Origin of the sequence: Streptomyces sp. P9-A2 (genome assembly GCF_036634175.1) — a bacterium.
GTDB classification, from domain to species: Bacteria; Actinomycetota; Actinomycetes; order Streptomycetales; family Streptomycetaceae; genus Streptomyces; species Streptomyces pratens.
Window position 1 is genome coordinate 173,504 of record NZ_JAZIFX010000001.1, and the last position, 24,050, is coordinate 197,553.

Here is a 24,050-nt window from a genome sequence, read left to right on the forward strand (position 1 = left end):
GTCAGGACGTGCGGGAGCGCAGGCGCTTGATCAGGCGCTGCACGGCGAAGGCGAGGACGAGCAGCAGGAACATCGCCCAGGCGACGGTCGCCGAGCGGCCCATCTGGTAGTTCTTCCAGCCCTCCTCGTACAGCAGGAGTCCCAGCGTCTGGTACTGGTTGTCCGCGCCGCCGGTGATGCCGTTGGGTCCCTGGCCGAAGATCAGCGGTTCGCCGAACAGCTGGGTGGCGCCGATCGTGGAGAGCACGATGGTGAAGACGATGGTGGAGCGGATCCCGGGGATGGTGACGTGGGTGAACTGCTGCCATCGGGAGGCGCCGTCGAGGGAGGCCGCCTCGTACCGGTCGGCGGGGATGGCCTGCATGGCGGCCAGGTAGAGCAGCGCGTTGTAGCCGGTCCAGCGCCAGATGACGATGGTGGAGATCGCCGCCTGGGCGGGCCACTTGTCCGCCTCCCAGTTCACCGGGTCGATGCCGACCGAGCCGAGCGCCCAGTTGATCATGCCGAAGTCGCGTTCGAAGATCATGGTGAACACGAGGGCGGCGGCGGCGACCGAGGTGGCGTAGGGCACCAGTGACGCGACGCGGAAGAACAGCGAGGCGCGCATCCGGTAGTTGAGCAGGTGCGCCATGCCGAGCGCCATCATCAGCTGCGGCACCGTGGAGATGACACCGATGGTGATGGTGTTCCGCAGTGCGTTCCAGAACCGTGAGTCGTTCCAGAGGTCGACGTAGTTGTCGAAGGCCACCCACTCCATGACGTCGAGAGTGGCCAGTTCCACGTCGTGCAGGGAGATCCACGAGGTGTAGACGAGGGGGTAGAAGCTGAACGCGGCGAAGACGACGAAGAACGGCGCGATGAAGGCGTACGGGGCGCCCTTGATGTCGAGCCGGTGCAGCAGCCTGCCGCGCCGCCGGACGGTGCCCTCGCCGCCCGTCTTCCGCGGCGGGCCTGGCGGCTCCTCGCCGGCCAGGGCCTTGGTGGTGGAGGTGGCCACCGGACTTCCTTCCTGAGAGCGAATGTGTGAGCCGGGCCCGCCGGCAGGACGCCGGCGGGCCCGGACCGCCGGGGGCAGTAGGTCAGCCGACGGCCTTCTCGATGCGCTCCGCGGTGGTCTTCCACGCCTCGTCACGCGGGGTGCCCTGCTGCTCGATCAGAACCAGGCCCTGGGAGAAGGTGTCCTTGATCGTGCCGTCCTTACGGCCGAGGACCTGCTTGTCCGGGATCTCCTGGGCGGCGGCCCCGAAGATCTGGCCGATCGGGGCGTCGTTGAAGTACTCCGACTTGGCGTTCTTCACCTGGTCGCTCTCCAGCGCCTCTCCCGAGGACGGGATGTTGCCGATCTCCTTGAAGATGTGGGTCTGCTGCTCCGGTGCGGTCAGCCAGGCGACGAGCTTCTTGGCCTCCTCCTTCACCGGGCTCTGCTCGACCACGCCGAGGAAGGACCCGCCCCAGTTGGCACCCTTGGGGGCCTTGGCGACGTCCCACTTGCCCTTGTTCGCCTCACCGGCCTTCTCGCTGATGTGGCTGAGCATCCACGCGGGGCACACGGCGGTGGCGAACGTGCCGTTGGCCAGGCCCGGGTCCCAGCCCGGCTGGAACTGGCGGAGCTTGGCCGTCAGGCCGTCGTCCGCGGCGTCGGCGGCCAGGTTCCAGGCCTCCTTGACGACCGGGTTCTTGGCGTAGATCAGCTCGCCCGCTTCGTCGTAGTACTGCTCGGGGTAGCCGTAGACCATGGCGTTGAACAGACCGCTGGCCGCGTCCATGTAGGACACCTTGTCGCCCTTGAAGCCCTTCTTGAAGGTGCGGCCGACCTCGACGTACTTGTCCCAGTCGCCTTCCCAGAGCTTGGCGACCTCCTCGCGGTCGGTGGGCAGACCGGCCTGCTCGAAGTAGTCCTTGCGGTAACAGACGGCCATCGGGCCGATGTCGGTGCCCAGACCCAGCACCTTGCCGTCCCCGGTGCTGATCTGGGACTCCTTCCACGGCAGGAAGTGGTCGGTGCCGGTTACGTCGGAGAAGTCCGCGAACTTGTCCGCCTGGGTCTCGGTAATCTCCTTGGCCCGGCCGATCTCGATGCCCTGGATGTCCTTCAGGCCCTTGCCGGCGGCGAGCCTGGTCTGCAGCGCGGTGTAGTAGGTCTGCTCGTCGCCGGCGATCTCTTCCTTGATCTCGACGTTCGGGTTCTCCTTCTCGTACTGCTCGAGAAGCCCTGTCTCCTTGATGCCCATCACCCCGTACATGCCCATGGTGATGACTACCTTGCCGTCCTTTTTGCCACCACCCGTGGCCGAGTCGTCACTGCTGCTGCAGCCGACGACGAGCGTCATCGCGCCGGCGACCGCGACCGCGGCCGCCGCCCTCGTACGCATCGAACCGGGACTGCCCATGGATCTCCTCCTAGCGACGGCGCTGACGCACCGGAGTGACGATTGCTGCGATGACCACAGCGGCTCTGGCAATGGGGTGGGAACGTGCCCATTTTGGGGTGGGCACGTTCCCATCGATGAACCGAAGACTCCTTGCAGCACAGCCGGTCTGTCAATGACTTGAACACAACTCGTAGTCCGGGCAACGAGTTCGGCACCGGGCTGCCGGGCCCCGGCACACTCGCTTCGAGCCGCCGTCTGCAAGAATTGCCGCTGGTCACCTCCGCGGCCGGTGTGGCCGCGGCCGCCGAGAGGGGAGCACATGGCCGGGAATCGCCGTCCCACGATCAAAACCGTCGCCGCCCGTGCCGGCGTGGGCCGGACCACGGTGTCCCGCGTCGTCAACGGCTCGGATCTGGTCAGTGCCGACGCGCGGTCCAGGGTCCTGGCAGCGATCAAGGAACTGAACTACGTTCCCAACTCGGTCGCCCGCGGCCTGGTCACCAACCGGACCAATGCCGTGGCACTGGTGATCCCGGAATCGGAGAGCCGACTCGGTTCGGAACCGTTCTTCGCCGCGCTGATCCGGGGCGTCAGCGGCGCCCTCGCCGAGAGCCGTACCCAGCTGCAGCTCATGCTGGTCCGCGACCAGGCCGAGCGGGACCAGCTGACCGAATCGGTGGCGGCGCGCCGCGTGGACGGTGTCCTCCTGGTCTCGGTCCACGCCCACGACCGGCTGCCGGGCATGCTGGAGGAGATGGGGCTGCCCACCGTGCTGGCCGGCCGCCGCGACGCGGGCGAGCGGCTGAGCTACGTCGACTCCGACAACGCGGGAGGCGCCGCCGAAGCGGTCCGGCACCTGCTGGGCGGAGGCAGGACCAGGATCGCCACGATCACCGGGCCCCTGGACATGGACGTCGGCCGCAGCCGGCTCGCCGGCTGGCGTGACGCCCACCGGGAGGCAGGAGTGCCCGCAAGCGAATTCCTGGCCGAGACGGGTGACTTCACCGAGGAGGGCGGCACCCGCGCGATGCGTTCGCTTCTTGAACGTGCCCCGGACCTGGACGCCGTGTTCGCCGCCTCCGACCTGATGGCGGTCGGCGCGCTGGCCGAACTGCGCCGCCAGAAGCGGCGGGTGCCGGGTGATGTCGCCGTCGTGGGGTTCGAGGACTCCGTCCTCGCCCGCCACACGAACCCGCCCCTGACGACGGTGCGTCAGCCGGTGGAGGAGCTGGGCCGCACGATGGCCCGTATCCTCACCGACATCACCCAGCACGGCGCGCCCCGCCAGCAGTTGACGCTGCCGACGGAACTGGTGGTGCGCGAGTCGACCTGAACCGGCGTTCTCAGCTCATCTGACCGCTGTCCGCCGGACGGCGGGCGCGGAGGCGGGTGAAGGCGGTCGGCGTCGGCCGGACCGGAAGGAAATCCTTGATCAGTTCGGCGCACTCGCGCGGGCTCGCCGTACTGGTGTCGCATTCGACGTCGTAGTCACCGTGCTGATGGACCAGCTCGTACTGGAGCGCGGCGAGGCCCTGGGGCCGGTCGCCACGGGCCTTCTCGCGGCGAACCAGTTCGTCCGGTGAGCAGTGGACGCCGACGAACAGCACGTCCTCGGGGCGCAGTACGGCCAGGCAGTCGGCCGGCCGCCAGGGCTCACTGAGGACATGGTCGACGACGACATCGTTGCCCACCTCGGCCATGGCCGCGATCGAGCGGTGGAAGCCCATTCTCGTCCGGCGCAGAGCGGTGTCGAGGTCCTCCGGTGCGAGGGGCCGCTTCGTACGCATCGCGTTGAAGCCGTCCACCGCCAGGTGGGAGAAGACACCGTCGTCCAGGATGCCGAGCAGTTCACGGGCGATGCTCGACTTCCCTGAACTGGACGTGCCGTTGAGGAAGATGATCCGACCGGCTGCCATGCGGACATGATCACACGGCTGCCCCCGGTACCGGCCGTCCCTCCGGGCGCCGGTACCGGGTGGGGCCGGACCCGGGAGGACGGCCGGGTGGAGTCAGGTGGTGTTCAGGGTCCATTTCTGGTTGGCGGCGCCGGTGCAGATCCAGATCTGGGCGGGGTGAAGAACTGTTGGGGCTTGGCTGAGTACGAGTGTGTTCCGGTGTGTATGAGTGAGCGCAGGCGGTCACAGTCAGGGCCAGGGGTGTGTGCTGTCGTGCCAGAAGGGGGAATGTGGGTTCGCCTGCCGGATGCGTGTCCTTGGCGGGTGGTGCTCGTTGGGCGGGGTGATCGGGTTTCTCGGCGGCTGGGCTGATGGGGGTGTGTCGGGTGGGCGGTCTGCGGAAGGTCGCGGCGCCGTTCGTCGCGCCCGGCCCGTCGGGGGTGGCCATCCGCACCCGGCTCAAGCAGCTCACCGCCGCCGATGAGGAGGTACTGCGGCGAGTGGGCGCACATCTGGGCACCCTCGCCTCCCGTGACCTGAAGACGCGCTGCCACGACGGCCTCGAGCACGATGCCGGGGCGTGGGCGGTGCGCAAGCGGGAGCTGACCCCGCTCTCGTCGGCCCGCTGGGCAGGGGCGGTCACCAAGGCCACACATGATCAGTGGGCCCTGGCCCGCCGCTGCGCCCTCGCCCACCTCCAGAACCTTCAGGCGGGGGTGCGGATGCTGCGGCACCGGCTGTCGCTGCCGCTCGGCGCACAGGGCAGCAAGCGGGCGCCAGGCGGTTACCGCAGCAGGCGGGAATGGCACGCCAAGGCCCGCCGCCTGCACATGCTGGAGGACCGGCTGGCGCGGGAACACGCCGACTGGGAAGCCGGGCGGGTGCATATCGTGCGGGGCGGCAAGCGCCTGGCCCGCATGCGGCACCAGCTGCCCGCCGCACGGCTCACCGAGGACCAGTGGCGCGAACGCTGGGAAGCAGGGCGGTGGTTTCTGCAGGCGGACGGGGAGAGCGGGAAACGGTACGGCAACGAGACGATCCGTATCGGCCCGGATGGCGAGGTCAGTATCAGGCTCCCCGCCCCGCTCAAGCAGTGGGCGAACGCTCCGCACGGCCGGTACGTTCTCACCGGCCGGGTGACGTTTGCGTACCGAGGGCCGGAGTGGGCCGACCGGGTGGAAGCGAACCGGGCCATCGCCTACCGCATCCGTTACGACATGGTCCGTGGGCGCTGGTATGTGACCGCCTCCTGGCAGATCCCCGCCTCTCCGGTAGTGCCGATGGCGGCGGCGCTCGCGCACGGAGTGATCGGGGTGGACATGAACGCCGACCACCTGGCCGCCTGGCGCCTCGATGTCCACGGCAACCCCATCGGCACCCCGCGCCGCTTCTCCTACGACCTGACCGGCACCGCCGACCACCGGGACGCCCAGGTCCGCCACGCCCTGACACGACTGCTCAACTGGGCTAGGGCCTGTGGGGTGAAGGCGATCGCGGTGGAGGACCTGGACTTCACAGCCGAGAAGACCCGCGAGAAACACGGCCGCAAAAGGCGCTTCCGGCAGCTGATCTCCGGCCTGCCCACCGGCCGACTCCGCGCCCGGCTGACCTCCATGGCCGACGCCACCGGCATCACCGTCATCGCTGTCGACCCCGCCTACACCTCCCGGTGGGGCGCCCAGCACTGGCAGAAACCCCTGACCAGCACCACACGTAAAACCACCCGGCACGATGCCGCCAGCATCGCGATCGGGCGACGCGCCCAGGGCTATCCCCTCCGGCGTCGGACGGCACCGCCCCGCACCCACCAGAGCGATGGATGCGGGCATCGGACCGTCCAGGCCGGCCCGGAGTCCCCTGGGCGTGAGGGAGCCCGCCCCCGCCTTCCCGGACCACGGACACGATCCGTGCCGCCGGACGCGGAGCGAACGCGGGCGACCAGGACACCCAAAACCGTTCGGGATGTCCGCAGTGAGCGGGATTGGACCCAGGACTCACTCCTGCTCACTGACCAGGAACGGTAGTACTCCCACTTCAGCCAGCCCATCCGGTCCATGCGGCCGTTGTCCTTCATCCGCATGGTGGTGGACTTCCCGGCCCCGTTCGGCCCGAAGAAGCCCGTCATCTCTCCGGGGCGCACGGTGAAGCTCAGGTCGTCGACGGCCAGGACTTCTCCGTAGCGTTTGGTGAGACCACACACCTCAATCACCGAATCTTCAGAGGACGTCCTGATCGAAGAAGCGATAGTTCATGGATTGTGCCAGGTTATGACTGTTTCACCCGTAGCTCGTTTCGCGAGGTTGGAGATCATCGCGAGGCGGATCATGCTCTCGGAGTGTGCGGGTTTGGCCTCGTAGTCGCGGGCGAGGCGGCGGTGCATCATGATCCATCCGGTTGGGTCGGCCGCGACTACGAGACCCTCCCCGTCAGCTCCGAAGCCATGATCCACGCCGCATCGATCGACAACCTCGCCAAGCGCATAACGGACGAGACCACACCAACCTGGCGAGGAACTTACTAGAACTTAAAGGGCAATTCGGCTACATCAAACGCCCTCTCAGAAGTAGGCCGTTGTAACACGCGCACCGTCCGGTGCGTCGGGGCCAAGGCTGGCCGGGGCGCCTGGGAGCCGGATGGGCGATTCTGTGAGCTGCATGGGAACGAGTACCGGGGCGAGGGCGAACGGCCTGATCAGGGTGTGTGGTTCCGCGTATCCCCGGCCTCCGGCAGGCGGAGTCCCGCCGGACTCCCACAGAACTCGCAGGAACGGGGAGGCTGCTCCCCCACGCACGGCCCCGGACTTTGAACTCTCTGATGACAAAGTATGGACATGTCAAGCAGAAGTCCTCTAGCTTGACGGCTCAAGTACAGCGCCACCGCAGCAGACCGGAACGAAATCCGGCACGGTCCGGTCCCCTACTCGTGTACTCGTGGAGGACCAATGCGCCACCGTCTGTTTCCACGCGCCCGAAGACACCTCACCCCCCTGTTGTTCGCGGGAGCCCTGACCGTGGGGCTGTGCTCCGCGCCGCCGGCCGCCGCCGCTCCCTCGGACATTCCTCCCCAGGAACCCGGCGTCACACTGCGCGTGTTCGACGTGCAGACGCCGCTGAGCAAGCTGTGCACCCTGAAACCGGGTCAGACCCCCAACCACGACAAGCTGATGCCGACGGTCGACTGGTCCACGGAGGCCGACTTCGGCGGACTGGCGGACCGCTTCGTCACCGAGGCGTCGGGCTACCTGAACGTGCCGAGCGACGGCTCGTACGTGTTCCGCCTGACCAGTGACGACGGCTCACGGCTGGCGATCGACGGCGACACGGTGATCGACCACGACGGGTTGCACGGTGCCGAGCCGAAGGACGGCACGGTCCATCTCACCGCCGGGGCGCACCCGTTGCGCATCGACCACTTCGAGCGCGACGGCGGGCAGCAGCTCCAGCTGGCCTGGAAGCCGCCGGGCGCGAGCGACTTCGCGATCGTGCCCCGGGAAGTGCTGAGCACCGACGCCGGGGTCGTCCGGGTCACGGCGCCGGGCCGCAAGGAGTGCGAGGCGAGCGGCGACTCCCCCGGCGACGGCCTCCCGCTCACCGACGTACGCCCCGACCTGACCCTCACCGATCTGCGCCCGGACGGATTCGAGCCGCAGGTCAGCGGCATGGACTGGCTGCCCGACGGGCGTCTGGCGATCAGCACGTGGGGCGGCACCGACAACGTTGCCGGAGAGGTGTACCTGCTCGACGACGTCACCGGTGCCACGGGCCGCGACAAGGTCACCGTCACGAAGGTGGCGAGCGGGCTGCGCGAGCCCATGGGGATCAAGTACGTCGACGGATCCCTGTACGTCTCGCAGAAGCACGAGCTGACACGGCTCGTCGACCGCGACGGCGACGAGGTGACCGACGAGTACCGGACGGTCGCGACCTGGCCCTACGGAGGCAACTTCCACGAGTTCGCCTTCGGCCTGCTCTACCGGGACGGCCACTTCTACGTGAACCTCTCCGTCGCCATCGACCTCGGCGGCGCGACCACCGTGCCGCAGCCGGCCCCGGGCCGCGGAGCCACGTACAAGGTCAGCAAGAAGACGGGGAAGATCAGCCCGGTGGCGGGAGGGCTGCGGACGCCCAACGGCATCGGCTGGGGACCCGACGGCAGCATCTTCGCCACCGACAACCAGGGCGGATGGCTTCCCTCGTCGAAGCTCGTACAGATCAAGCAGGACCGCTTCTTCAACCACTACACCGAGCCCGCCGGTCCCTTCGACGGCTCCCCCGTCACCGAGCCGGTGCTGTGGCTGCCGCAGAACGAGATCGCCAACTCGCCCTCCACTCCGCTGTATCTGAAGAAGGGCGCGTTCGCCGGCCAGATGCTGCTGGGCGACGTCACCTACGGCGGACTGCAGCGCGCCTACTTGGAAAAGGTGAAGGGCCAGTACCAGGGGGCCGTGTTCCGCTACACCCAGGGCCTGGAGGCCGGCGTCAACCGGGTCACCCAGGGGCCCGACGGCGCGATCTACGTCGGCGGGCTGGGGGCCGACGGCAACTGGGGCCAGGAGGGCAAGCTCAAGTTCGGTCTGCAGAAGCTGGCGCCGAACGGCAAGAACACGTTCGACGTCCGCACCATGCGTGCCGTGCCCGGTGGCTTCGACCTGACGTACACCCAGCCGGTGTCCGAGGCCACCGCCGAGCAGTTGGCCGGCCACTACCGCGCGGAGCAGTGGCGCTACACACCGACCGCGGATTACGGAGGCCCGAAGATCGCCGAGGAGCAGCTGGCGGTGCGCTCGGCGACGCTCTCGAAGGACCGGCGTACCGTCAAACTCCGGCTGGACGAACTCAAGCCGGGCCGTGTCGTCCACATCCGCTCCCCGCGTCCCTTCACGTCGGACTCCGGTGAGCAGTTGTGGAGCACCGAGGCCTGGTACACCCTCAACCGGATTCCCGGCAAGCAGCCGCCCCCCGCGACCCGGTACGAGGCCGAGGAGGCGCGCCTGACGGGCACGGCCGGTGTGAACACCGACCACGCGGGCCATTCCGGCAGCGGCTTCGTGGACCGTTACGCCACCGAGGGCAAGGCCGGTACGACATTCGACGTGACGGTCCCGAAGCCGGGCACCTACGACGTGGGGCTGCGCTACTCCAACGGGCCGAACCCGTTCCGGGGCACCAAGTCCCTGTCCTTGTACGTCAACGGGAAGAAGCTGCGGCAGACGCAGCTTCCGCCCACCGACGACTGGGACTCGTGGTCGACGCGGACCGAGCGGCTGGCGCTGCGCGCCGGGAGCAATACGGTCTCCTACCGGTTCGACGCCGGCGACACCGGTCATGTCAATCTCGACATGCTCAGCGTCCACCCGCGCGGAGCCCCGGTCCCGCTCTTCGACGGCACGGCCGCCTCCCAGGCGCAGTGGCAGCACACGGACGGCCGGAATCTGCGATGGCCGCTCGGTGACGAGAAGTCGATGGAGGTGTGCTGCGGCGACATCCGCACCAAGGACGCGTACCAGGACTTCAGGCTGCACGTGGAGTTCCGGGTGCCGCTGCTTCCGCCCGACGTCACCGGACAGGACCGCGGGAACAGCGGCATCTTCCTCCAGGACCGCTACGAGCTCCAGATCCTCGACTCCTACGGTGACACCACGCTCGACACCAACGAGGCGGGAGCGTTCTACCTGAAGCGGGCACCGGACGTCAACGCGGCGACGGCGCCCGAGACCTGGCAGAGCTACGACATCGACTTCCGCGCGGCGCGTTTCGACGACAGCGGCCGCAAGACCGCCGACGCCCGGGTCACGGTGGTGTGGAACGGGAAGAAGGTCCACGACGACATCGTCCTCGACGGACCGACCGCGTCGGGCCGGTCCGAGACTCCTGCCGCGGGAGCGATCCGGCTGCAGGACCACGGGAACAAGGTGAGGTTCCGCAACATCCGGATCACTCCACTGGCGTGATCCTTCCGTCGTGCCGGGCGGTCCTCGCGGCCGCCCGGCACATTTTTACGTGGCCGCGAAGGACCCGAAGGGACGCCTCACCGATGGTTCAGACCCGCGCGTCGGACGCCAACGCCGTGAACGCCGACCATGCGCGGCGGGACACGGCCAGTGCCTGCCGCTGGATATCCTTCGAGTCCCGGACGTGAACGGCTTCGGGGCGCATGGCGACCTCGACGCAGTTGTCGCCGCCGCCACCGCTGTAGCTGCTCTTGAACCAGGCCGTTTCAGCGGTGTTCATAGCGCTCCTCGCATCTGTTCCAGCAGGCATGCCGTGGCCTGATGGCTCAGGGCCTGCGAGCGCAGCTTGCCATAGCGCTGGAGCATGCTGCTTGCGGCTTTCGGGTCGTTGACAAGCATGCTACTGCCGTGCCCCTCGATGTAACCCGCCCACCGATGATCGGTGGTCTCGGCGAGGTACATCTCACCCTCGAAGCCGGCGTGCTCCTCCTGGACCAGTGGCATCACCTGAAGCTCCACATTGCGGTGGCGGCCCACTACGAGGAGGTGCGTCAGCACGAGGGTGCCGCCGGGGAGGGGCGCCGCCTCGGCGCCACCGCGAGGGTGCTCGTGACACGTCCCCGCCCATAGCCTTGTCAGTGTCCCGGATACGGATGTATAACGTTGTAAAACTCGAGCCCGGCGGCTCGGCGCCCGGCTCACGGTGACGGCACCCGCATCTGCACCGGTCCCCGGTTCGGGCCGCTCACGAAGGGATTGTCGTGCGGGTCAGCCTCAAGGACGTCGCCGCGCACGCGGGGGTCTCCATCAAGACCGTCTCCAATGTGGTGAACAACTACCAGCACGTCACCCCCGCCATGCGCGAGCGCGTCCAGCGATCCATCGACGCCTTGGGCTACCGGCCCAACCTGGCCGCCCGCCACCTGCGCAAGGGGCGTACGGGCATCATCGCGCTCGCCCTGCCCGAACTGGGCAACCCCTACTTCGCCGAACTCGCCGCCGCCGTCATCGACGCCGCGGCCGAGCACGACTACATCGTGCTGCTCGACCACACCGGGGGCCGGCGCGAGCAGGAGATGCTCGTCAGCCAGGGCTTCCGGGCCAGGGTCATCGACGGACTCGTCCTCAGCCCGATCGAGATGGAGGCCAAGGACTTCCAGGACCGCGCCGAGCACGTGCCGCTGGTCCTGCTGGGCGAACGGGACTACGACCTGCCGTACGACCACATCGCCATCGACAACGTCGCCGCCGCGCGCGCCGCCGTCCGGCACCTGGTCTCGCTGGGTCGCCGGAAGGTGGCGTTCATCGGAGCGCGTCGGGGGCGCAGTCAGCCCGCCCAACTGCGCGTGCAGGGCTGGCGGGAGGAGCTCACCGCCGCCGGGCTCCCGGCCGACGAGAGCCTGGTCGCCGCCACCGACGGCTGGGGGCACGCGGACGGAGCCGCGGCGATGGCCCACATCCTGGACGGCGGGGTGCGCCCCGACGCGGTGTTCGCCTACAACGACCCGATGGCCATCGGGGCGATGCGGGTGCTCCACGAGCGCGGCCTGCGGGTCCCCGAGGACATCGCGGTCGTCGGATTCGACGACGTGCTCGAAGGGCGTTTCAGCGCGGTGACGCTCACCTCCGTGTCACCGGACAAGGCCGCCATCGGCCGTCTCGCCGTCGAGTCGGTGCTCGCCCGGCTCCACGACGCGGATCCGGAGCCGCGCCGCATCTGGGCGGACTACCGGCTGGTCGAACGGGAGAGCACACTGGGCCGGCCCGCGGGCGTCCACGGCTCGGGCACCTGATTCCCGCTCACTCACCCCCTCCCTCCCCCGCGTTGCTTCCATCCCGCCTTGTGCGCAAGGGGTTTACAGCATCCTTCCAACGATGTAAAAACCTGATTGCGGCGAACCGGACGCCGCTTCGCACACAGGGAGCACCATCAGTTCCGCGCGCCCTACAGCTCCCCAGTTCCCTTTCAGCGTCACCCGGATCGGGGTCACCATGCAGCGCACCACCCACCGCTCTCCTCTCCTCGCCCGTCCCGTGATCGTGGCCATGGCCGCCGCGGTGGCTCTCACCGCCACCTCCTGCGCGAAGTCGGAGGACGACGCCTCGACCGGCAAGAAGTCCCCGACCGCCGCGGCCGACGCCGGTCAGAAGGTCGCCTCGCCGAAGCCGGGCGGCAAGACCTGCACCATCGACGCGTACGGCGGCGAGAAGCTCGACCTCAAGGGCGCGACCGTCGGCTTCTCCCAGTCGGAGAAGGAGGCCAACCCCTTCCGCATCGCCGAGACGCAGTCCATCAAGGACGAGGCGGCGAAGCGGGGCGTCAAGCTGCTGACGGCCAACGCCCAGTCGCAGTTCTCCAAGCAGATCAGCGACGTCCAGGACCTGCTCGCCAAGGGCGTCGACCTGCTGGTCGTCGCGCCGCTCAACTCCGACGGCTGGGACCCGGTGCTGCAGGCCGCCGCCGCCAAGAAGGTCCCGATCGTCACGATCGACCGCAAGATCAACGCCACGGCCTGCGAGGACTACGTCTCCTTCATCGCCTCGGACTTCGTCGAGCAGGGCCGGCGCGCCGCCGACCTGATGATCGAGGCCACGGGCGGCAAGGGCGAGATCGCGATCCTGCTGGGCGCGGCCGGCAACAACGTCACCACCGAACGCACCAAGGGCTTCAAGGACCGCGTGGCCGAGAAGGCTCCCGGCCTGAAGGTCGTCTCCGAGCAGACCGGTGACTTCGCCCGGGAGAAGGGCCAGCAGGTCACCGAGCAGCTCATCCAGTCCAAGCCCGGTATCAAGGGCATCTACGCGGAGAACGACGAGATGGGCCTGGGCGCGGTGGCCGCGCTCAAGGGCGCGGGCAAGAAGGCCGGCGACGTCGAGATCGTCACGGTCGACGGCACGCGCAACGCCGTGCAGGGCATCGTGGACGGCTGGATCACCGGCGTGGTCGAGTCCAACCCGCGGTTCGGCCCGCTGGCGTTCGAGACGCTGGACACCTTCACCCAGGGCAAGGAAGTGGCCCAGGACATCATCATCGAGGACGGCGCCTACGACACCGGCAACGCCGAGCGGGACCTCGGCAGGGCCTACTGATCCCCCGCGGGGCCCGGCCTTCCCGGCGGGCCCCGCCACCACGTCACCCCTCACTTCCTGACCCACTTCCTGGAGGCACAGGTGGCTCCCCCCGCCGAAGTCCTCGCCGTCCGCGGACTGAGCAAGACCTTCCCCGGCGTCCGGGCCCTGGACGACGTGGACCTGACCCTGCACCCGGGCGAGGTGCACGCCCTGATCGGCGAGAACGGCGCCGGCAAGTCGACCCTCATCAAGCTGCTCACCGGGGTCTACCGGCCCGACGCCGGTGACATCGTTTTCCAGGGCCGTGACGTCTCCTTCGCCACTCCGCTGGAGGCGCAGAAGGCCGGGATCTCGACCATCTACCAAGAGGTCAACCTCATCCCGCTGCTGAGCGTGGCCCGCAACCTCTTCCTCGGCCGCGAGCCGCGCACCCGCTTCGGCCTGCTGGACTTCGCCCGCATGCACAAGGAGGCCGAGGAGACGCTGCGCGCCTACGGGGTCCGGGTGGACGTCCGCCTGCCGCTGCGCGCCCTCGGGGTGGGCGCCCAGCAGATGGTCGCCCTGGCCCGCGCGGTGGCCACCGAGGCACGCGTGGTCATCATGGACGAACCGACCTCCTCCCTCGAATCGCGGGAGGTCGAGACACTTTTCTCGGTGATCCGGCGGCTGCGCGACGACGGCATCGCGGTCGTCTACGTCAGTCACCGTCTGGACGAGCTGTACGCCGTGTGCGACACGGTCACCGTGCTGCGCGACGGACGCCGGGTCCATCACGGCCGGCTCGCCGACCTCGACCGTCTCTCCCTGGTGTCGACCATGCTGGGCCGGGAGCTGGGCGAGGTCCGCGAGGAGGGCCTGACCAAGTTCACCGGCGACCACCACGCGGCCGGCGCCCAGCCCGTACTTGAGGCACGGGATCTGACGGTCCCGCATCGGCTGCGGGGCGTGTCCGTTCAGATCCGGCCCGGCGAGGTCGTGGGGCTCGGCGGGCTCCTCGGATCCGGGCGGACCGAGACGGCCAAGGCCATCGCCGGTGCGCTGGCGACGAGTTCGGGCCGGGTCGTGGTGGCCGGTGTGCCACTGCGCGGCGGGTCCACACCCGCCGCCATCCGGGCCGGCGTCAGTCTGCTGCCCGAGGACCGCAAGAGCGAGGGCATCGTGCCCGGTCTCTCGGTCCGCGAGAACATCGCGCTGGCCGTGCTGCCCCGGCTGTCCCGCTTCGGCCTGGTCTCCGAGGCACGCGTCGACCGTGTCGTCGACACGTTCATCGAGCGGCTGCGCATCAAGGCGTCCTCACCGCACCAGAAGGTCGGTGAACTGTCCGGCGGCAACCAGCAGAAGGTGCTGCTCGCCCGCTGGCTGGCGATGAACCCCAAGGTGCTGCTGCTGGACGAGCCCACCCGGGGCATCGACGTCGGGGCCAAGGCCGAGGTGCAAAAGCTCGTGGACGAACTGGCCGAGGACGGCCTGGCCGTCCTGCTCATCTCCTCCGATCCGGAGGAACTGATCGAAGGGTCCGACCGCGTGGTCGTACTGAAGGACGGTGCGGTCGTCGGCGAGCTGGCCGGCGACGAGGTCACCGAGGACACACTCATGCGCACCATCGCCGGGCACGCCCCGGCCGGACACACGGCCGGGGCCGCTGCCGGGGAGGAGGCCGTCGATGGCTGAAGCCGCCCTCCGCACCGCGCCACTGGACCGGACCCGCGTCCTGCGGTGGCTGCAGACCTACGGGGTCTACGCCGGCGTGGCGCTGCTCCTCGTCGTCAACATCGCCGTCACTCCGCACTTCCTGTCCTCGGAGAACTTCCGCACCCAGGCCGTGCAGGTGGCCCCCGTCATCATCGTCGCGATCGGGATGGCCCTGGTCATCGGCACCGAGGGCATCGACCTGTCGGTCGGTGCGGTGATGGCCCTCGCGGCGTCCGTGACGGCCCTCTACCTCGGCTACGGCCTCCTGCCGGCACTGCTGGTGGTGGCGGTGTTCGCCGCCGCGATCGGGCTGGCCAACGGGGCGCTGGTCGCCCTCGTCGGGGTACAGCCGATCGTGGCCACCCTGGCGCTCATGGTCGGCGGCCGGGGTCTCGCACTGGTGCTGCTGCCGCAGCTGGAGGAGCTGCGCAACCCGGGGCTCGCCTCCCTGGGCTCCGGTGCCGTGCTGGGCGTCCCGTACCTGATCCTCGTCGCGGCCGCCCTGGCACTGCTGGCGGCGTTCGTGGTGCGCCGCACCACGTTCGGACGCCAGCTCCTCGCCATCGGCGACAGCCGGCCCGCGGCGCAGCTGGCCGGCCTGCCGGTGCGGCGCGTGCTGATCATCGTGTACGTGCTGTGCGCGCTGCTCGCGGCCGTGGCGGGCGTCCTGGCCACCGCGCGGCTCCAGGCCAGCGACCCGACCTCGCTGGGCAATCTGATGGAACTGTCCGCCATCACCGCCGTCGTGGTCGGCGGAACCCCGCTGACCGGCGGCCGGGTCAACATCGCCGGCACCGTGGCGGGAGCCGTCCTCATCCAGCTGCTCACCGCCACCCTCATCAAGCACGACCTGCCGCCGTCGTGGACCCAGATCGCGCAGGCCATAGTGATCGTGTGCGCGGTCTACGCGGCACGGGGACGGGGGAAGCGATGACCGCCACGAAGACGGACGTGCCCGTGACCGCCGTGGGCGGCGAACCGCCGAGGAGCGCCGGGTCCGAGGGCTCCGCGCGCAAGGAGCGGCTGAGCGGCCTGGTCCAGCAGCACGGGGCGCTGGCCGTACTGGTGATCGTCTCCCTGGTGGCGTCGTTCAGCTTCGACTCCTTCGCCACCGGGGACAACGTCGGCAACATGGCGACGAGTTCGGCGTTCCTGGCGATCGTCGCGCTCGGGATGACCTTCGTCATCATCACCGGGGGCATCGACCTGTCGGTCGGCTCCCTGTTCGCCCTGGGCGGTGTCCTGGCGGCCTGGGGATCGCGGCACGGAACTCTGGTGGCGCTGCTGCTGCCCCTGGTGGTGTGCGGCGGGATCGGCGTGGTCAACGGGCTGCTGGTGGCCCGTTCCCGGCTGGCGCCGTTCATCGTCACCCTGGCGTCGATGCTCGGGGCGCGCGGTCTGATGCTGGCCCTCACCGACGAGGGCGCCGAGACGTATCTGATCGGCAAGGGCTCCTTCCTCGCCGAACTCGGCCAGGGCACCACCTTCGGCGTCGGCAACCCGGTGTGGATCACCCTGGCGCTGTTCGCCGCGGGCGCCGTCGCACTGCGCCGCACCCGCTTCGGGCAGCATGTGTACGCGGTCGGCGGCAACGAGGACGCCGCGGCCCTGATGGGCACTCCGGTGGACCGTACGAAGATCCTCGTCTACACGCTGTCCGGACTGCTGGCCGGTCTTGCGGGCGCGCTGAACGCGGCGTGGCTCGCCTCCGGGGTGACCATCCTCGGCAACGGGATGGAACTCGAGGCCATCGCCGCCGTCGTGATCGGCGGCACCTTGCTCACCGGCGGCCTCGGTTTCGTCAGCGGCTCCCTGGTGGGCGTCCTGCTGCTCAAGGTGATCCAGAACGTCATCAACCAGATCGGCTCCCTGGACTCCTCCTACCAGCAGGTCGTCAGCGGCGCCTTCCTGGCCGTCGTGGTCGTCGCCCAGACCTGGCTGGGCCGCAGACGCCAGTTGCTCTGAAGCTCCGGACACGGCAGCCCTCCCTCCCCGGACCGGCTGCCGTGTCCGTCTTTCGGGGCGGCCGGCTCCCGCGCACACGCACGGGAACCGGCGGTCCCGCGCACACGCACGTGTACCGCCCCCACTCTCCGAGGAGGCACGATGCGTCGAATACCCGTACCGCGTCCACCGGTTCACGGGCCAGGACACCGGCGGTGGTGGGTCACCACCGCGCTGATGGTGCTGGCCCTGTTCGGCTCCGCGGCCCTCACCGGGTCCGCCACCGCTACTGCCGCACCCCAGGCGTGGACGCCCAGACCCGCGCCGATGACCACCCCCTGGACCAACCAGGTCCCCGTCGACACACCCCTGCCCGAGTACCCCCGCCCCCAGCTCACCCGCCCCGACTGGGCCAATCTCAACGGCATCTGGGACTTCGCCGTCACCTCGGCCGACGCCGGCCGGCCGGCGTCGTTCCCCGAGCAGATCCGGGTGCCGTTCGTGGCCGAGTCCGCGCTGTCCGGCGTCCAGCGCCGGATCACGCAGAACGACAAGCTCTGGTACAAGCGCACCTTCACCGTGCCGTCCGGCTGGGACGGCCGCCGGGTGCAGCTCCACTTCGGCGCCAGTGACTGGCGCACGACCGTGTGGGTCAACGACCGGCAGGCCGGCGCGCCGCACAGCGGCGGCTTCGACGCGTTCTCCTACGACATCACCGACCTGCTCGGCAGTGGCACCAACACCGTCGTCGTCTCCGTGTGGGACCCGACCCAGACCGGCGGTCAGGCCGTGGGCAAGCAGCGGATCAACGACGTGACACCGCATCCGGGCGGTGGCATCTTCTACACCGCCGCGTCCGGCATCTGGCAGACGGTGTGGCTCGAACCCACGGCGCCCGCGCACATCACCCGCCTCGACATGGTTCCCGACCTGGTGAACAACCGGCTCAAGGTCACGGTGCGGGGCGCCGGGACGAACGGCCACCAGGCCCGGATCACCGTCTCCACCGGCGGCAGCACGGTGGGCACCGCCACCGGCCCCGTCGGCAGCGAGTTCACCGTGCCGGTGCCCTCCGCACGGCGGTGGACCCCGGACGATCCCTTCCTCTACGACGTACGGGCGGATCTGCTCTCCGGCGGCACGACGGCCGACTCCGTCGGCAGCTACACCGGGATGCGCTCCGTCGGTGTCGCCCGCGTCGGGGGTGTCCTGCGTCCCGTCCTCAACGGCGAGTTCGTCTTCCAGACCGGCACCCTGGACCAGGGCTACTGGCCGGACGGCATCTACACCGCGCCCAGCGACGCCGCCCTCCGGTACGACCTGCAGAAGCACAAGGACCTCGGCTTCAACATGGTCCGCAAGCACATCAAGGTGGAGTCTCAGCGCTGGTTCTACCACGCGGACCGGCTCGGCCTGCTGGTGTGGCAGGACATGCCGTCCATGGACCTGCGCACACCGGACGCGGCCGCCCGTACCCAGTGGGAGACCGAGTACGACCGCGTCATCGACCAGCACCGCAGCTCGCCCTCGGTGGTGATGTGGGTCAACCAGAACGAGGGCTGGGGCCAGTACGACCAGGCCCGCATCGCGAACGAGGTGAAGGCGTACGACCCGTCCCGCCTGGTGAACAATATGAGCGGTGTCAACTGCTGCGGCTCCGTCGACGGCGGCAACGGGGACGTCGTCGACCACCACGTCTACGTCGGTCCCGGCACCACGGTGCCCGACGCCGGCCGGGCGGCCGTCCTCGGCGAGTACGGGGGCCTCGGGCTGAAGGTGCCCGGTCACGAGTGGTATCCCGGCGGCGGGTTCAGCTACGAGGACCAGCCGGACGCGGCTCACCTCGACAACCGGTTCGTCGGCCTGCTGGACGCGATCCGCGAGGTACGGCTGCCACGGGGCCTGTCCGGCGCGGTCTACACCGAGATCACCGACGTGGAGAACGAGGCCAACGGCCTGCTCACCTACGACCGTCAGGTCGTGAAGGTCGACGAGGCACGGGTGAGGGCCGCCAACCGCGCCCTGATCGACGCGTCCCGATCGCCGTCTGCACCCGTCACCCTGCCGGCCGGCCAGTACCGGTCCCTCGGTGTGACGACACCGGGGTTGGCGAACCGGTATGTGCGCCACCAGGACGGCGCGGTGTTCACCGAGGCCGTGGACGGCGGCAGCAGTGCGCTGCTGAAGAACGACGCCACCTGGAGGATCGTCCCCGGCCTCGCCGACGGCTCCTGCTACTCGTTCAAGTCGCGGAACTATCCCGGCGAGTATCTGCGGCACCGCGATTACCGCGTGTACAAGGAGTCCGGCAGCGGCGACCTGTTCCGGGCGGACGCCACCTTCTGCCCGGTACGCGGCGCGAACGGGGCGGTACGGCTGTCCGCCCACAACTTCCCCGAGCAGTATCTGCGCCACTACGACGCCCGGTTGTGGCTGGCCACCCCGGGCGGTACGCACACCTGGGACAGTCCCGCTCTGTTCACGGAGGACACCACCTGGACCGTGGCGGCGCCCTGGGCACCGTGAGCGGTGTGCGGCACCCGGGGTGACGGGCGGTGGCGGTCCCCGGTCCGTCACCGCCCGCGCGTCCCGGGCGGTGCTCCCCGACGGAGGGAGGGTGCGGATGCCGGACGGCATCCGCACCCTCCCGCTACCGCCGGGACCGTCGGCAGGCGCGGTCGCCCGTGCCTGCCGACAACCCGCCTACGGCTTCTCCCGGTCGTGCAGGGCGCTCACCTCCTCGGCGGTGAGCGCCCTGTCGTACGCGTGGACCTCGTCCACCGCGCCGTCCCAGAAGTCGGTGTCGCCGCCGTTCCACTGGGCGCGGCCCACGGCGAGCGGTCCGGAGCCGACGTAGGCGGGGCCGGCGGTGGAGGTCGCCGCCGGTTCGCCGTCGACGTAGAGGTCGATCTCGCCCCGCGCGTCGTCACGGACACCGACGAGGTGGTACCAGCGGCCCGTGTCCGGCTTCGTCTCCAGCCGGGCGCGCTTCCCGTCGGGGGTGCTGAAGGCGAAGGCGCCCTGCCCGTACTGCAGGTAGAAGGGGCTGGCCTGGCGCCGCCCGTCCTGACTGATCGCGGTGGCGTAGTTGCCGGGGAGCGAGTCGAGCCTGACCCAGCCGGCGACGGAGTAGCTGCCGGTGGTGTCGAGCACGGGGCCGTCGGTCTCGGCGTGCTGCCCCTGCCCGTCGAACTCGAGCGCGCTGCCGCTGACGCCGGGGGTCCAGCCGGCGCCTCCGGTGAGCGTCAGGGGCTTGCCGTTGGGGCCGCCGTCCTTCGCGGTCGTGCCGGTGCCCTCGTCGAGGGTCCAGTGGCCGCCGCCCTTCAGCTGCTCCCGCTCGCCCGCGGCGGCGCCGGCCGCGATGACCTTACGGTTGGCCTCGCGCACCCGGACCGGGTCGACCTTGATCTCCCGGCGGTCGTAGGTGTAGAGGCCGTTGAGCTCGTTCTCCAGGTCGGTGATTTGTGTGTACACCGAACCGGAGAGTTCGGCGGCGGCCTGGTCGAGGTAGAACCGCTCGGTGTTCTCCACGTACTTGCGGGTCAGCGCCTCCTTGTCGGCGACCCCGCTGTAGATCACCGTCGGCGTGCCCGGCCACATGTGGCCCGGGGTGCGCAGGGTGAAGCCGCCGTGCTCGCCGTCCATGGCCGCCCGGTGGTCGGGGAACGGCGGGTCGTCGTTGTTGTAGTCGTGGTGGTCGATGATGTCGCCCTTGCCCGAGTCACCCTTGGAGTTGCAGCAGTTGACACCGCTGTGGGCGTTGACGACGCGGGAGGGGTCGGCGGCCTTCACCGACTCGGCGATGCGACCGCTCTCCTCGCGGTTCCACTCGCCCCAGCCCTCGTTGAAAACGATCCAGCCGATGACCGAGGGCGAGTTGTGGTGCTGGCGCATCATCTCGCGGCCCTGGTCGACGAAGGCCTTCTGGCCGGTCTCGTTGGTGATGTTCCCGGAGACGAAGTCCTGCCAGACCAGCAGGCCGAGCTTGTCGGCGTGGTAGAACCAGCGCGCCGGCTCCACCTTGATGTGCTTGCGGACGGCGTTGAACCCGAGCTTCTTGTGCGCCTCGAGGTCGAAGGCCAGCGCCTTGTCGCTGGGGGCGGTGTAGAGGCCGTCGGGCCAGAAGCCCTGGTCGAGGGTGGCGAGGGAGAAGACGGGCTTCCCGTTGAGCACCAGCTTCTGGTAGCCGCCGACCTCCTCGATCCCGATCTCGCGCATGCCGAAGTAACTGCCGACCCTGTCGGCCGACCTGCCGTCGGTCAGTCTGACGTCGAGGTCGTAGAGGTAGGGGTCGTCGGGGCTCCACAGGTGCTGTTTCTTCACGGGGAGGTGGAGCCGGCGGTTGGCGGGCCCGCTGGCCTTGCCGACGACCTTCCCCCGGGCGTCGCGGGCGACGGCCTCCACGCGCGCCTTCCCGGAGGCGCCCTCGGACTCGACGGTCACCGCCAGGCTGCTGGTGTCGATGTCGGGCGTGGTGACGACGTTGTCGATGGCCGTGTCGGCGACGGGCTCCATCCAGACCGTCTGCCAGATCCCGGACGACTGGGTGTAGAAGATGCCGCTGGGGCTGGTGTGCTGCTTGCCCGTCGGCTGGTCGGCGCCGCCGGTGTCGGTGACCGCGACCACGACCTCCTGCGCTCCTCTGTCCTTGAGCGCGTCGGTGATGTCGGCGCTGAACGCGGTGTAGCCACCGGTGTGTTCGGCGACCTTCTTGCCGTTGACCCAGACGCGGGCCTGGTAGTCCACGGCGCCGAAGTGGAGCTTCAGCCGCTTGCCCTGGCCGACCTTCCAGTTCTTCGGCACTTCGACGAGCCTGCGGTAGAACATGTGGTCCTCGTGCCGTTCGAGCCCGGACAGCTGGGACTCGACGGGGAACGGCACGGTGATCTTCTCGTTCAGGTTCCTGCCGAAGACCGGCTGCTCGCCCGCCTTCGCGCCGCTGAACTGCCAGGTCCCGTTGAGGTTCTTCCACTGGGAGCGCACCTGCTGCGGCCGGGGGTGCTCCGGCAGCGGGTTCTTCCTGTCCAGCTTGTCGGCCCACGGTGTGGTGAGCCGGTGACCGGAGGCGTTCGTGGCGTAGCGGACGATCCGGGGCACGGTCCTGCCGCCTGCCGTCAGCCCGCCTTCGCCGTCGTAGGTGAACCGGACCTGCTGGTTCTTCTGGACGGGCTTCGAGAGCGTGACGAGGAGGGAGGTACGGTCGCCGGGTACGGCCTTCACCGACGTGACCGGCATGGCGGTCGTGTCGGCCTCGATCTTCAGGTGCTCCGCGACCTCGTCGAGGTCACCGACCCGTTCCTCGAAGCGGGCGCGCAGCCGCTTCCCGTCCTCGGCGACCGACAGGTCCACCGGAAAGACCTCGAAGCCTGCGGGCGGTGTGAACGCCGACTCGGGGACGAGTTGCTTGGGCGTCGTCGGGCTCGACCAGCGCAGGAACATGTTCGACCCGCCGAGGTCCTGGAACATCTCCAGCCGGAAGGTGTGCTTCTCACCGGCGGCCAGCCTGATCGGCTCGCTGGTCTGCTCCCTGTCCCAGTCCGGCTCCCAGTGGTCGATGACCGGCTTGTCGTCGACGAAGAGGCGGAATCCGTTGTCGCCGGTGGCGTGGAACGTGTAGTCGCCGGTCGCCGGTGCCTCGATCTGCCCCGTCCAGCGGGCGGTCGTGTGCTCCGTCCTCCCGGTCAGTTCCTCGAAGGTGCTCGTCAGGCCGGAGAAGTTGATCTGCGGTTCCAGGAGGGTCCCACCGAGCTCGGCGAAGTCCCTGGCTCCCGGCGCGGACATGCTGAAGTACTCGCCCTTCAGGCCGTGCTGCTGGACAGCGGCATCGGCTGCCGCGCCGGCGGTACGCGCGGACGTGCTGCTGCTCGCGGGTTCCGCGGCCGCCGCGGCGCTCGTGGGCAGGACCAGGGCCGCGGCGGTCAGCAGAGCCCACCACCGGGCTCTCGGGCGGGTGTGTTGTCTTGTCATCGAACCTTTCCTCGCGCAGGGGGCATGGAGACAGGACGAAACGGGACTGCGTCATTTGAACGGCCTTACCGGCGACGGGTGTTCACCGGCGGTCGGTGCGGGCCCGCCGGTACCGCACGGCACCGGCGCTGCGATGGCCAGAGACCCTTTCAACGTTGGAAATTCACTGTGCAGCGGAATGACAACACGTCACCGAACGGCTGTCCAGACTTCGCGCACAGCTGGCTGCCCGTCAGGAACCCGCGCAGCCGGGGCACAAGGAGGCGAGAGCCGCCGCGGCGGGCCACGGAGGACCACGGCGGATCGCGGCGGCGCAGACCTCAGGGAATACGGGCGACTCCGACGTACAACGGGATCTGTTCACTTCGGCTGTGCTGCTCCCCGGGATCCGGGTGCCAGCGCTCCGCGAGCTCTATGCCGGGGTCGATCAACTCGAGTCCCGCGAAGAACCTGGCGAACTCGTCGCGTGACCGGACCTGGGCGGAGGTCCCTCCCTTGCGGTAGACCTCGACGACACGCTCCCAGGTCTCGGCGTCGAAGTCTCCTGTCGCGTGGGAGAGAGCCAGATAGCTGCCGGGGGCAAGGGACTTGAGCAGTTCGGACACGATCCGGTAGGGGTCGTCCTCCTCTGCCACCAGGTGCAGCAAGGCCACCAGGGACAGGGTGACCGGCTGCTCGAAGTCGAGGGTCTCTCTCGCCGCCGCGAGGATCTTCTCCGGCTCCCTCGCGTCGGCCTGTATGTAGGCGGTACCGCCCTCCGGCGTGCTGTGCAGGAGCGCCTCGGAATGCCTGAGGACGATCGGGTCGTTGTCCGCGTACACCACGCGGGCCTCGGGTGCGACTCTCTGGACGATCTGGTGGAGATTGGGTTCGGTGGGTATTCCCGTGCCGATGTCGAGGAACTGACGGACGCCCCGCTCCGCGACCAGCCGGGCGGCCCGGTGCATGAAGTCGCGGTTGGCCCGAGCCATTTCCTTCACCGCGGGGAAGAAGGAGATCACTTTCTCGGCGGCTTCCCAGTCGACGGGATAGTTGTCCTTTCCGCCGAGGAAGTAGTCGTACATGCGGGCCGACTGGGGTTTGCTGGTGTCGATGTCGTCCGCGTTGAATCCCGCTTCTGTCACTTCATTCCTCCGCTACGGCATCGGCGTGGTGATT

At 69.3% G+C, this 24,050-nt stretch carries 16 protein-coding genes and 2 pseudogenes; 9 read left to right on the forward strand and 9 right to left on the reverse strand.

Annotation, left to right across the window (positions count from 1 at the left end):
- Position 1: 1 nt before the first annotated feature.
- Positions 2–997, reverse strand: a complete 996-nt coding sequence (locus tag V4Y04_RS00780) for a carbohydrate ABC transporter permease (RefSeq protein ID WP_332425050.1) — start codon at positions 995–997, stop codon at positions 2–4.
- An 82-nt stretch (positions 998–1,079) separates the two neighbouring features.
- Entirely contained in the window at positions 1,080–2,390 is a 1,311-nt protein-coding gene (locus V4Y04_RS00785) for an ABC transporter substrate-binding protein (protein WP_332425051.1), read from the reverse strand.
- Between the two features lie 301 nt (positions 2,391–2,691).
- On the opposite strand from V4Y04_RS00785, the gene V4Y04_RS00790 reads away from it, so the two are divergent.
- Positions 2,692–3,705, forward strand: coding sequence for a LacI family DNA-binding transcriptional regulator (locus V4Y04_RS00790; protein ID WP_332425053.1), 1,014 nt, complete (start codon positions 2,692–2,694; stop codon positions 3,703–3,705).
- Between the two features lie 10 nt (positions 3,706–3,715).
- Here V4Y04_RS00790 and V4Y04_RS00795 read toward each other — a convergent pair whose 3' ends face one another.
- The 3 genes and pseudogenes from V4Y04_RS00795 to V4Y04_RS00805 form a co-directional block, all read right to left on the reverse strand.
- The gene (locus tag V4Y04_RS00795; RefSeq protein ID WP_332425055.1) at positions 3,716–4,288 is read right to left on the reverse strand and encodes a chloramphenicol phosphotransferase CPT family protein; all 573 of its coding nucleotides are present in this window, start codon (positions 4,286–4,288) and stop codon (positions 3,716–3,718) included.
- A 1,747-nt stretch (positions 4,289–6,035) separates the two neighbouring features.
- A complete protein-coding gene (locus V4Y04_RS00800) occupies positions 6,036–6,476 on the reverse strand; it encodes an ATP-binding cassette domain-containing protein (protein WP_332425056.1) in 441 nt (146 codons plus the stop codon).
- A 39-nt stretch (positions 6,477–6,515) separates the two neighbouring features.
- Positions 6,516–6,659, reverse strand: a pseudogene (locus V4Y04_RS00805) (IS5 family transposase); the annotation flags it as partial.
- A gap of 9 nt (positions 6,660–6,668) precedes the next feature.
- Here V4Y04_RS00805 and V4Y04_RS00810 point away from each other — a divergent pair.
- Together V4Y04_RS00810 and V4Y04_RS00815 are read left to right on the forward strand one after the other, a co-directional pair.
- A pseudogene (locus V4Y04_RS00810) lies at positions 6,669–6,788 on the forward strand (IS5/IS1182 family transposase); the annotation flags it as partial.
- A gap of 420 nt (positions 6,789–7,208) precedes the next feature.
- Positions 7,209–10,217 carry a family 16 glycoside hydrolase gene (locus V4Y04_RS00815; protein ID WP_332425057.1) on the forward strand — a complete coding sequence of 1,003 codons (3,009 nt, stop codon included), beginning with the start codon at positions 7,209–7,211 and terminating at the stop codon, positions 10,215–10,217.
- An 88-nt stretch (positions 10,218–10,305) separates the two neighbouring features.
- Here V4Y04_RS00815 and V4Y04_RS00820 read toward each other — a convergent pair whose 3' ends face one another.
- The gene (locus V4Y04_RS00820; protein ID WP_332425058.1) at positions 10,306–10,497 is read right to left on the reverse strand and encodes a DUF397 domain-containing protein; all 192 of its coding nucleotides are present in this window, start codon (positions 10,495–10,497) and stop codon (positions 10,306–10,308) included.
- Entirely contained in the window at positions 10,494–10,775 is a 282-nt protein-coding gene (locus V4Y04_RS00825; RefSeq protein ID WP_332425059.1) for a Scr1 family TA system antitoxin-like transcriptional regulator, read from the reverse strand. Before V4Y04_RS00825 ends, V4Y04_RS00820 begins: the two co-directional genes overlap by 4 nt.
- A gap of 203 nt (positions 10,776–10,978) precedes the next feature.
- Here V4Y04_RS00825 and V4Y04_RS00830 point away from each other — a divergent pair, with 203 nt between their 5' ends.
- The 6 genes from V4Y04_RS00830 (at position 10,979) to V4Y04_RS00855 (ending at position 19,451) form a co-directional block, all read left to right on the forward strand.
- Positions 10,979–12,010, forward strand: a complete 1,032-nt coding sequence (locus tag V4Y04_RS00830) for a LacI family DNA-binding transcriptional regulator (protein WP_332425060.1) — start codon at positions 10,979–10,981, stop codon at positions 12,008–12,010.
- A gap of 199 nt (positions 12,011–12,209) precedes the next feature.
- Positions 12,210–13,307 carry an ABC transporter substrate-binding protein gene (locus tag V4Y04_RS00835; protein ID WP_332425062.1) on the forward strand — a complete coding sequence of 366 codons (1,098 nt, stop codon included), beginning with the start codon at positions 12,210–12,212 and terminating at the stop codon, positions 13,305–13,307.
- 81 nt (positions 13,308–13,388) lie between these two features.
- Entirely contained in the window at positions 13,389–14,960 is a 1,572-nt protein-coding gene (locus V4Y04_RS00840; RefSeq protein ID WP_332425063.1) for a sugar ABC transporter ATP-binding protein, read from the forward strand.
- Positions 14,953–15,915: an ABC transporter permease gene (locus V4Y04_RS00845; RefSeq protein WP_332425064.1), complete on the forward strand. Its 963-nt coding sequence runs from the start codon at positions 14,953–14,955 to the stop codon at positions 15,913–15,915. The genes V4Y04_RS00840 and V4Y04_RS00845 overlap by 8 nt, the downstream gene beginning before the upstream one ends.
- Entirely contained in the window at positions 15,912–16,946 is a 1,035-nt protein-coding gene (locus tag V4Y04_RS00850) for an ABC transporter permease (RefSeq protein WP_332425065.1), read from the forward strand. Before V4Y04_RS00845 ends, V4Y04_RS00850 begins: the two co-directional genes overlap by 4 nt.
- A 216-nt stretch (positions 16,947–17,162) precedes the next feature.
- Complete coding sequence (locus V4Y04_RS00855; protein ID WP_332432656.1) at positions 17,163–19,451, forward strand: AbfB domain-containing protein; 2,289 nt, start codon at positions 17,163–17,165, stop codon at positions 19,449–19,451.
- A 177-nt stretch (positions 19,452–19,628) separates the two neighbouring features.
- On the opposite strand, the gene V4Y04_RS00860 is transcribed toward V4Y04_RS00855, so the two are convergent.
- Together V4Y04_RS00860 and V4Y04_RS00865 are read right to left on the reverse strand one after the other, a co-directional pair.
- Positions 19,629–22,892 carry a LamG-like jellyroll fold domain-containing protein gene (locus tag V4Y04_RS00860; RefSeq protein ID WP_332425066.1) on the reverse strand — a complete coding sequence of 1,088 codons (3,264 nt, stop codon included), beginning with the start codon at positions 22,890–22,892 and terminating at the stop codon, positions 19,629–19,631.
- 320 nt (positions 22,893–23,212) lie between these two features.
- Positions 23,213–24,016, reverse strand: coding sequence for an SAM-dependent methyltransferase (locus V4Y04_RS00865; RefSeq protein ID WP_332425067.1), 804 nt, complete (start codon positions 24,014–24,016; stop codon positions 23,213–23,215).
- Between the last annotated feature and the right edge of the window lie 34 nt (positions 24,017–24,050).

What these genes read in the sequence shown, in the direction of transcription:
- V4Y04_RS00785 (WP_332425051.1), bottom strand. Translation starts at nt 2,390, where the DNA reads ATGGGCAGTCCCGGTTCGATGCGTACGAGGGCGGCGGCCGCGGTCGCG.
- V4Y04_RS00790 (WP_332425053.1), top strand. Translation starts at nt 2,692, where the DNA reads ATGGCCGGGAATCGCCGTCCCACGATCAAAACCGTCGCCGCCCGTGCC.
- V4Y04_RS00795 (WP_332425055.1), bottom strand. Translation starts at nt 4,288, where the DNA reads ATGGCAGCCGGTCGGATCATCTTCCTCAACGGCACGTCCAGTTCAGGG.
- V4Y04_RS00815 (WP_332425057.1), top strand. Translation starts at nt 7,209, where the DNA reads ATGCGCCACCGTCTGTTTCCACGCGCCCGAAGACACCTCACCCCCCTG.
- V4Y04_RS00820 (WP_332425058.1), bottom strand. Translation starts at nt 10,497, where the DNA reads ATGAACACCGCTGAAACGGCCTGGTTCAAGAGCAGCTACAGCGGTGGC.
- V4Y04_RS00835 (WP_332425062.1), top strand. Translation starts at nt 12,210, where the DNA reads ATGCAGCGCACCACCCACCGCTCTCCTCTCCTCGCCCGTCCCGTGATC.
- V4Y04_RS00845 (WP_332425064.1), top strand. Translation starts at nt 14,953, where the DNA reads ATGGCTGAAGCCGCCCTCCGCACCGCGCCACTGGACCGGACCCGCGTC.
- V4Y04_RS00850 (WP_332425065.1), top strand. Translation starts at nt 15,912, where the DNA reads ATGACCGCCACGAAGACGGACGTGCCCGTGACCGCCGTGGGCGGCGAA.
- V4Y04_RS00855 (WP_332432656.1), top strand. Translation starts at nt 17,163, where the DNA reads ATGGTGCTGGCCCTGTTCGGCTCCGCGGCCCTCACCGGGTCCGCCACC.
- V4Y04_RS00860 (WP_332425066.1), bottom strand. Translation starts at nt 22,892, where the DNA reads ATGACAAGACAACACACCCGCCCGAGAGCCCGGTGGTGGGCTCTGCTG.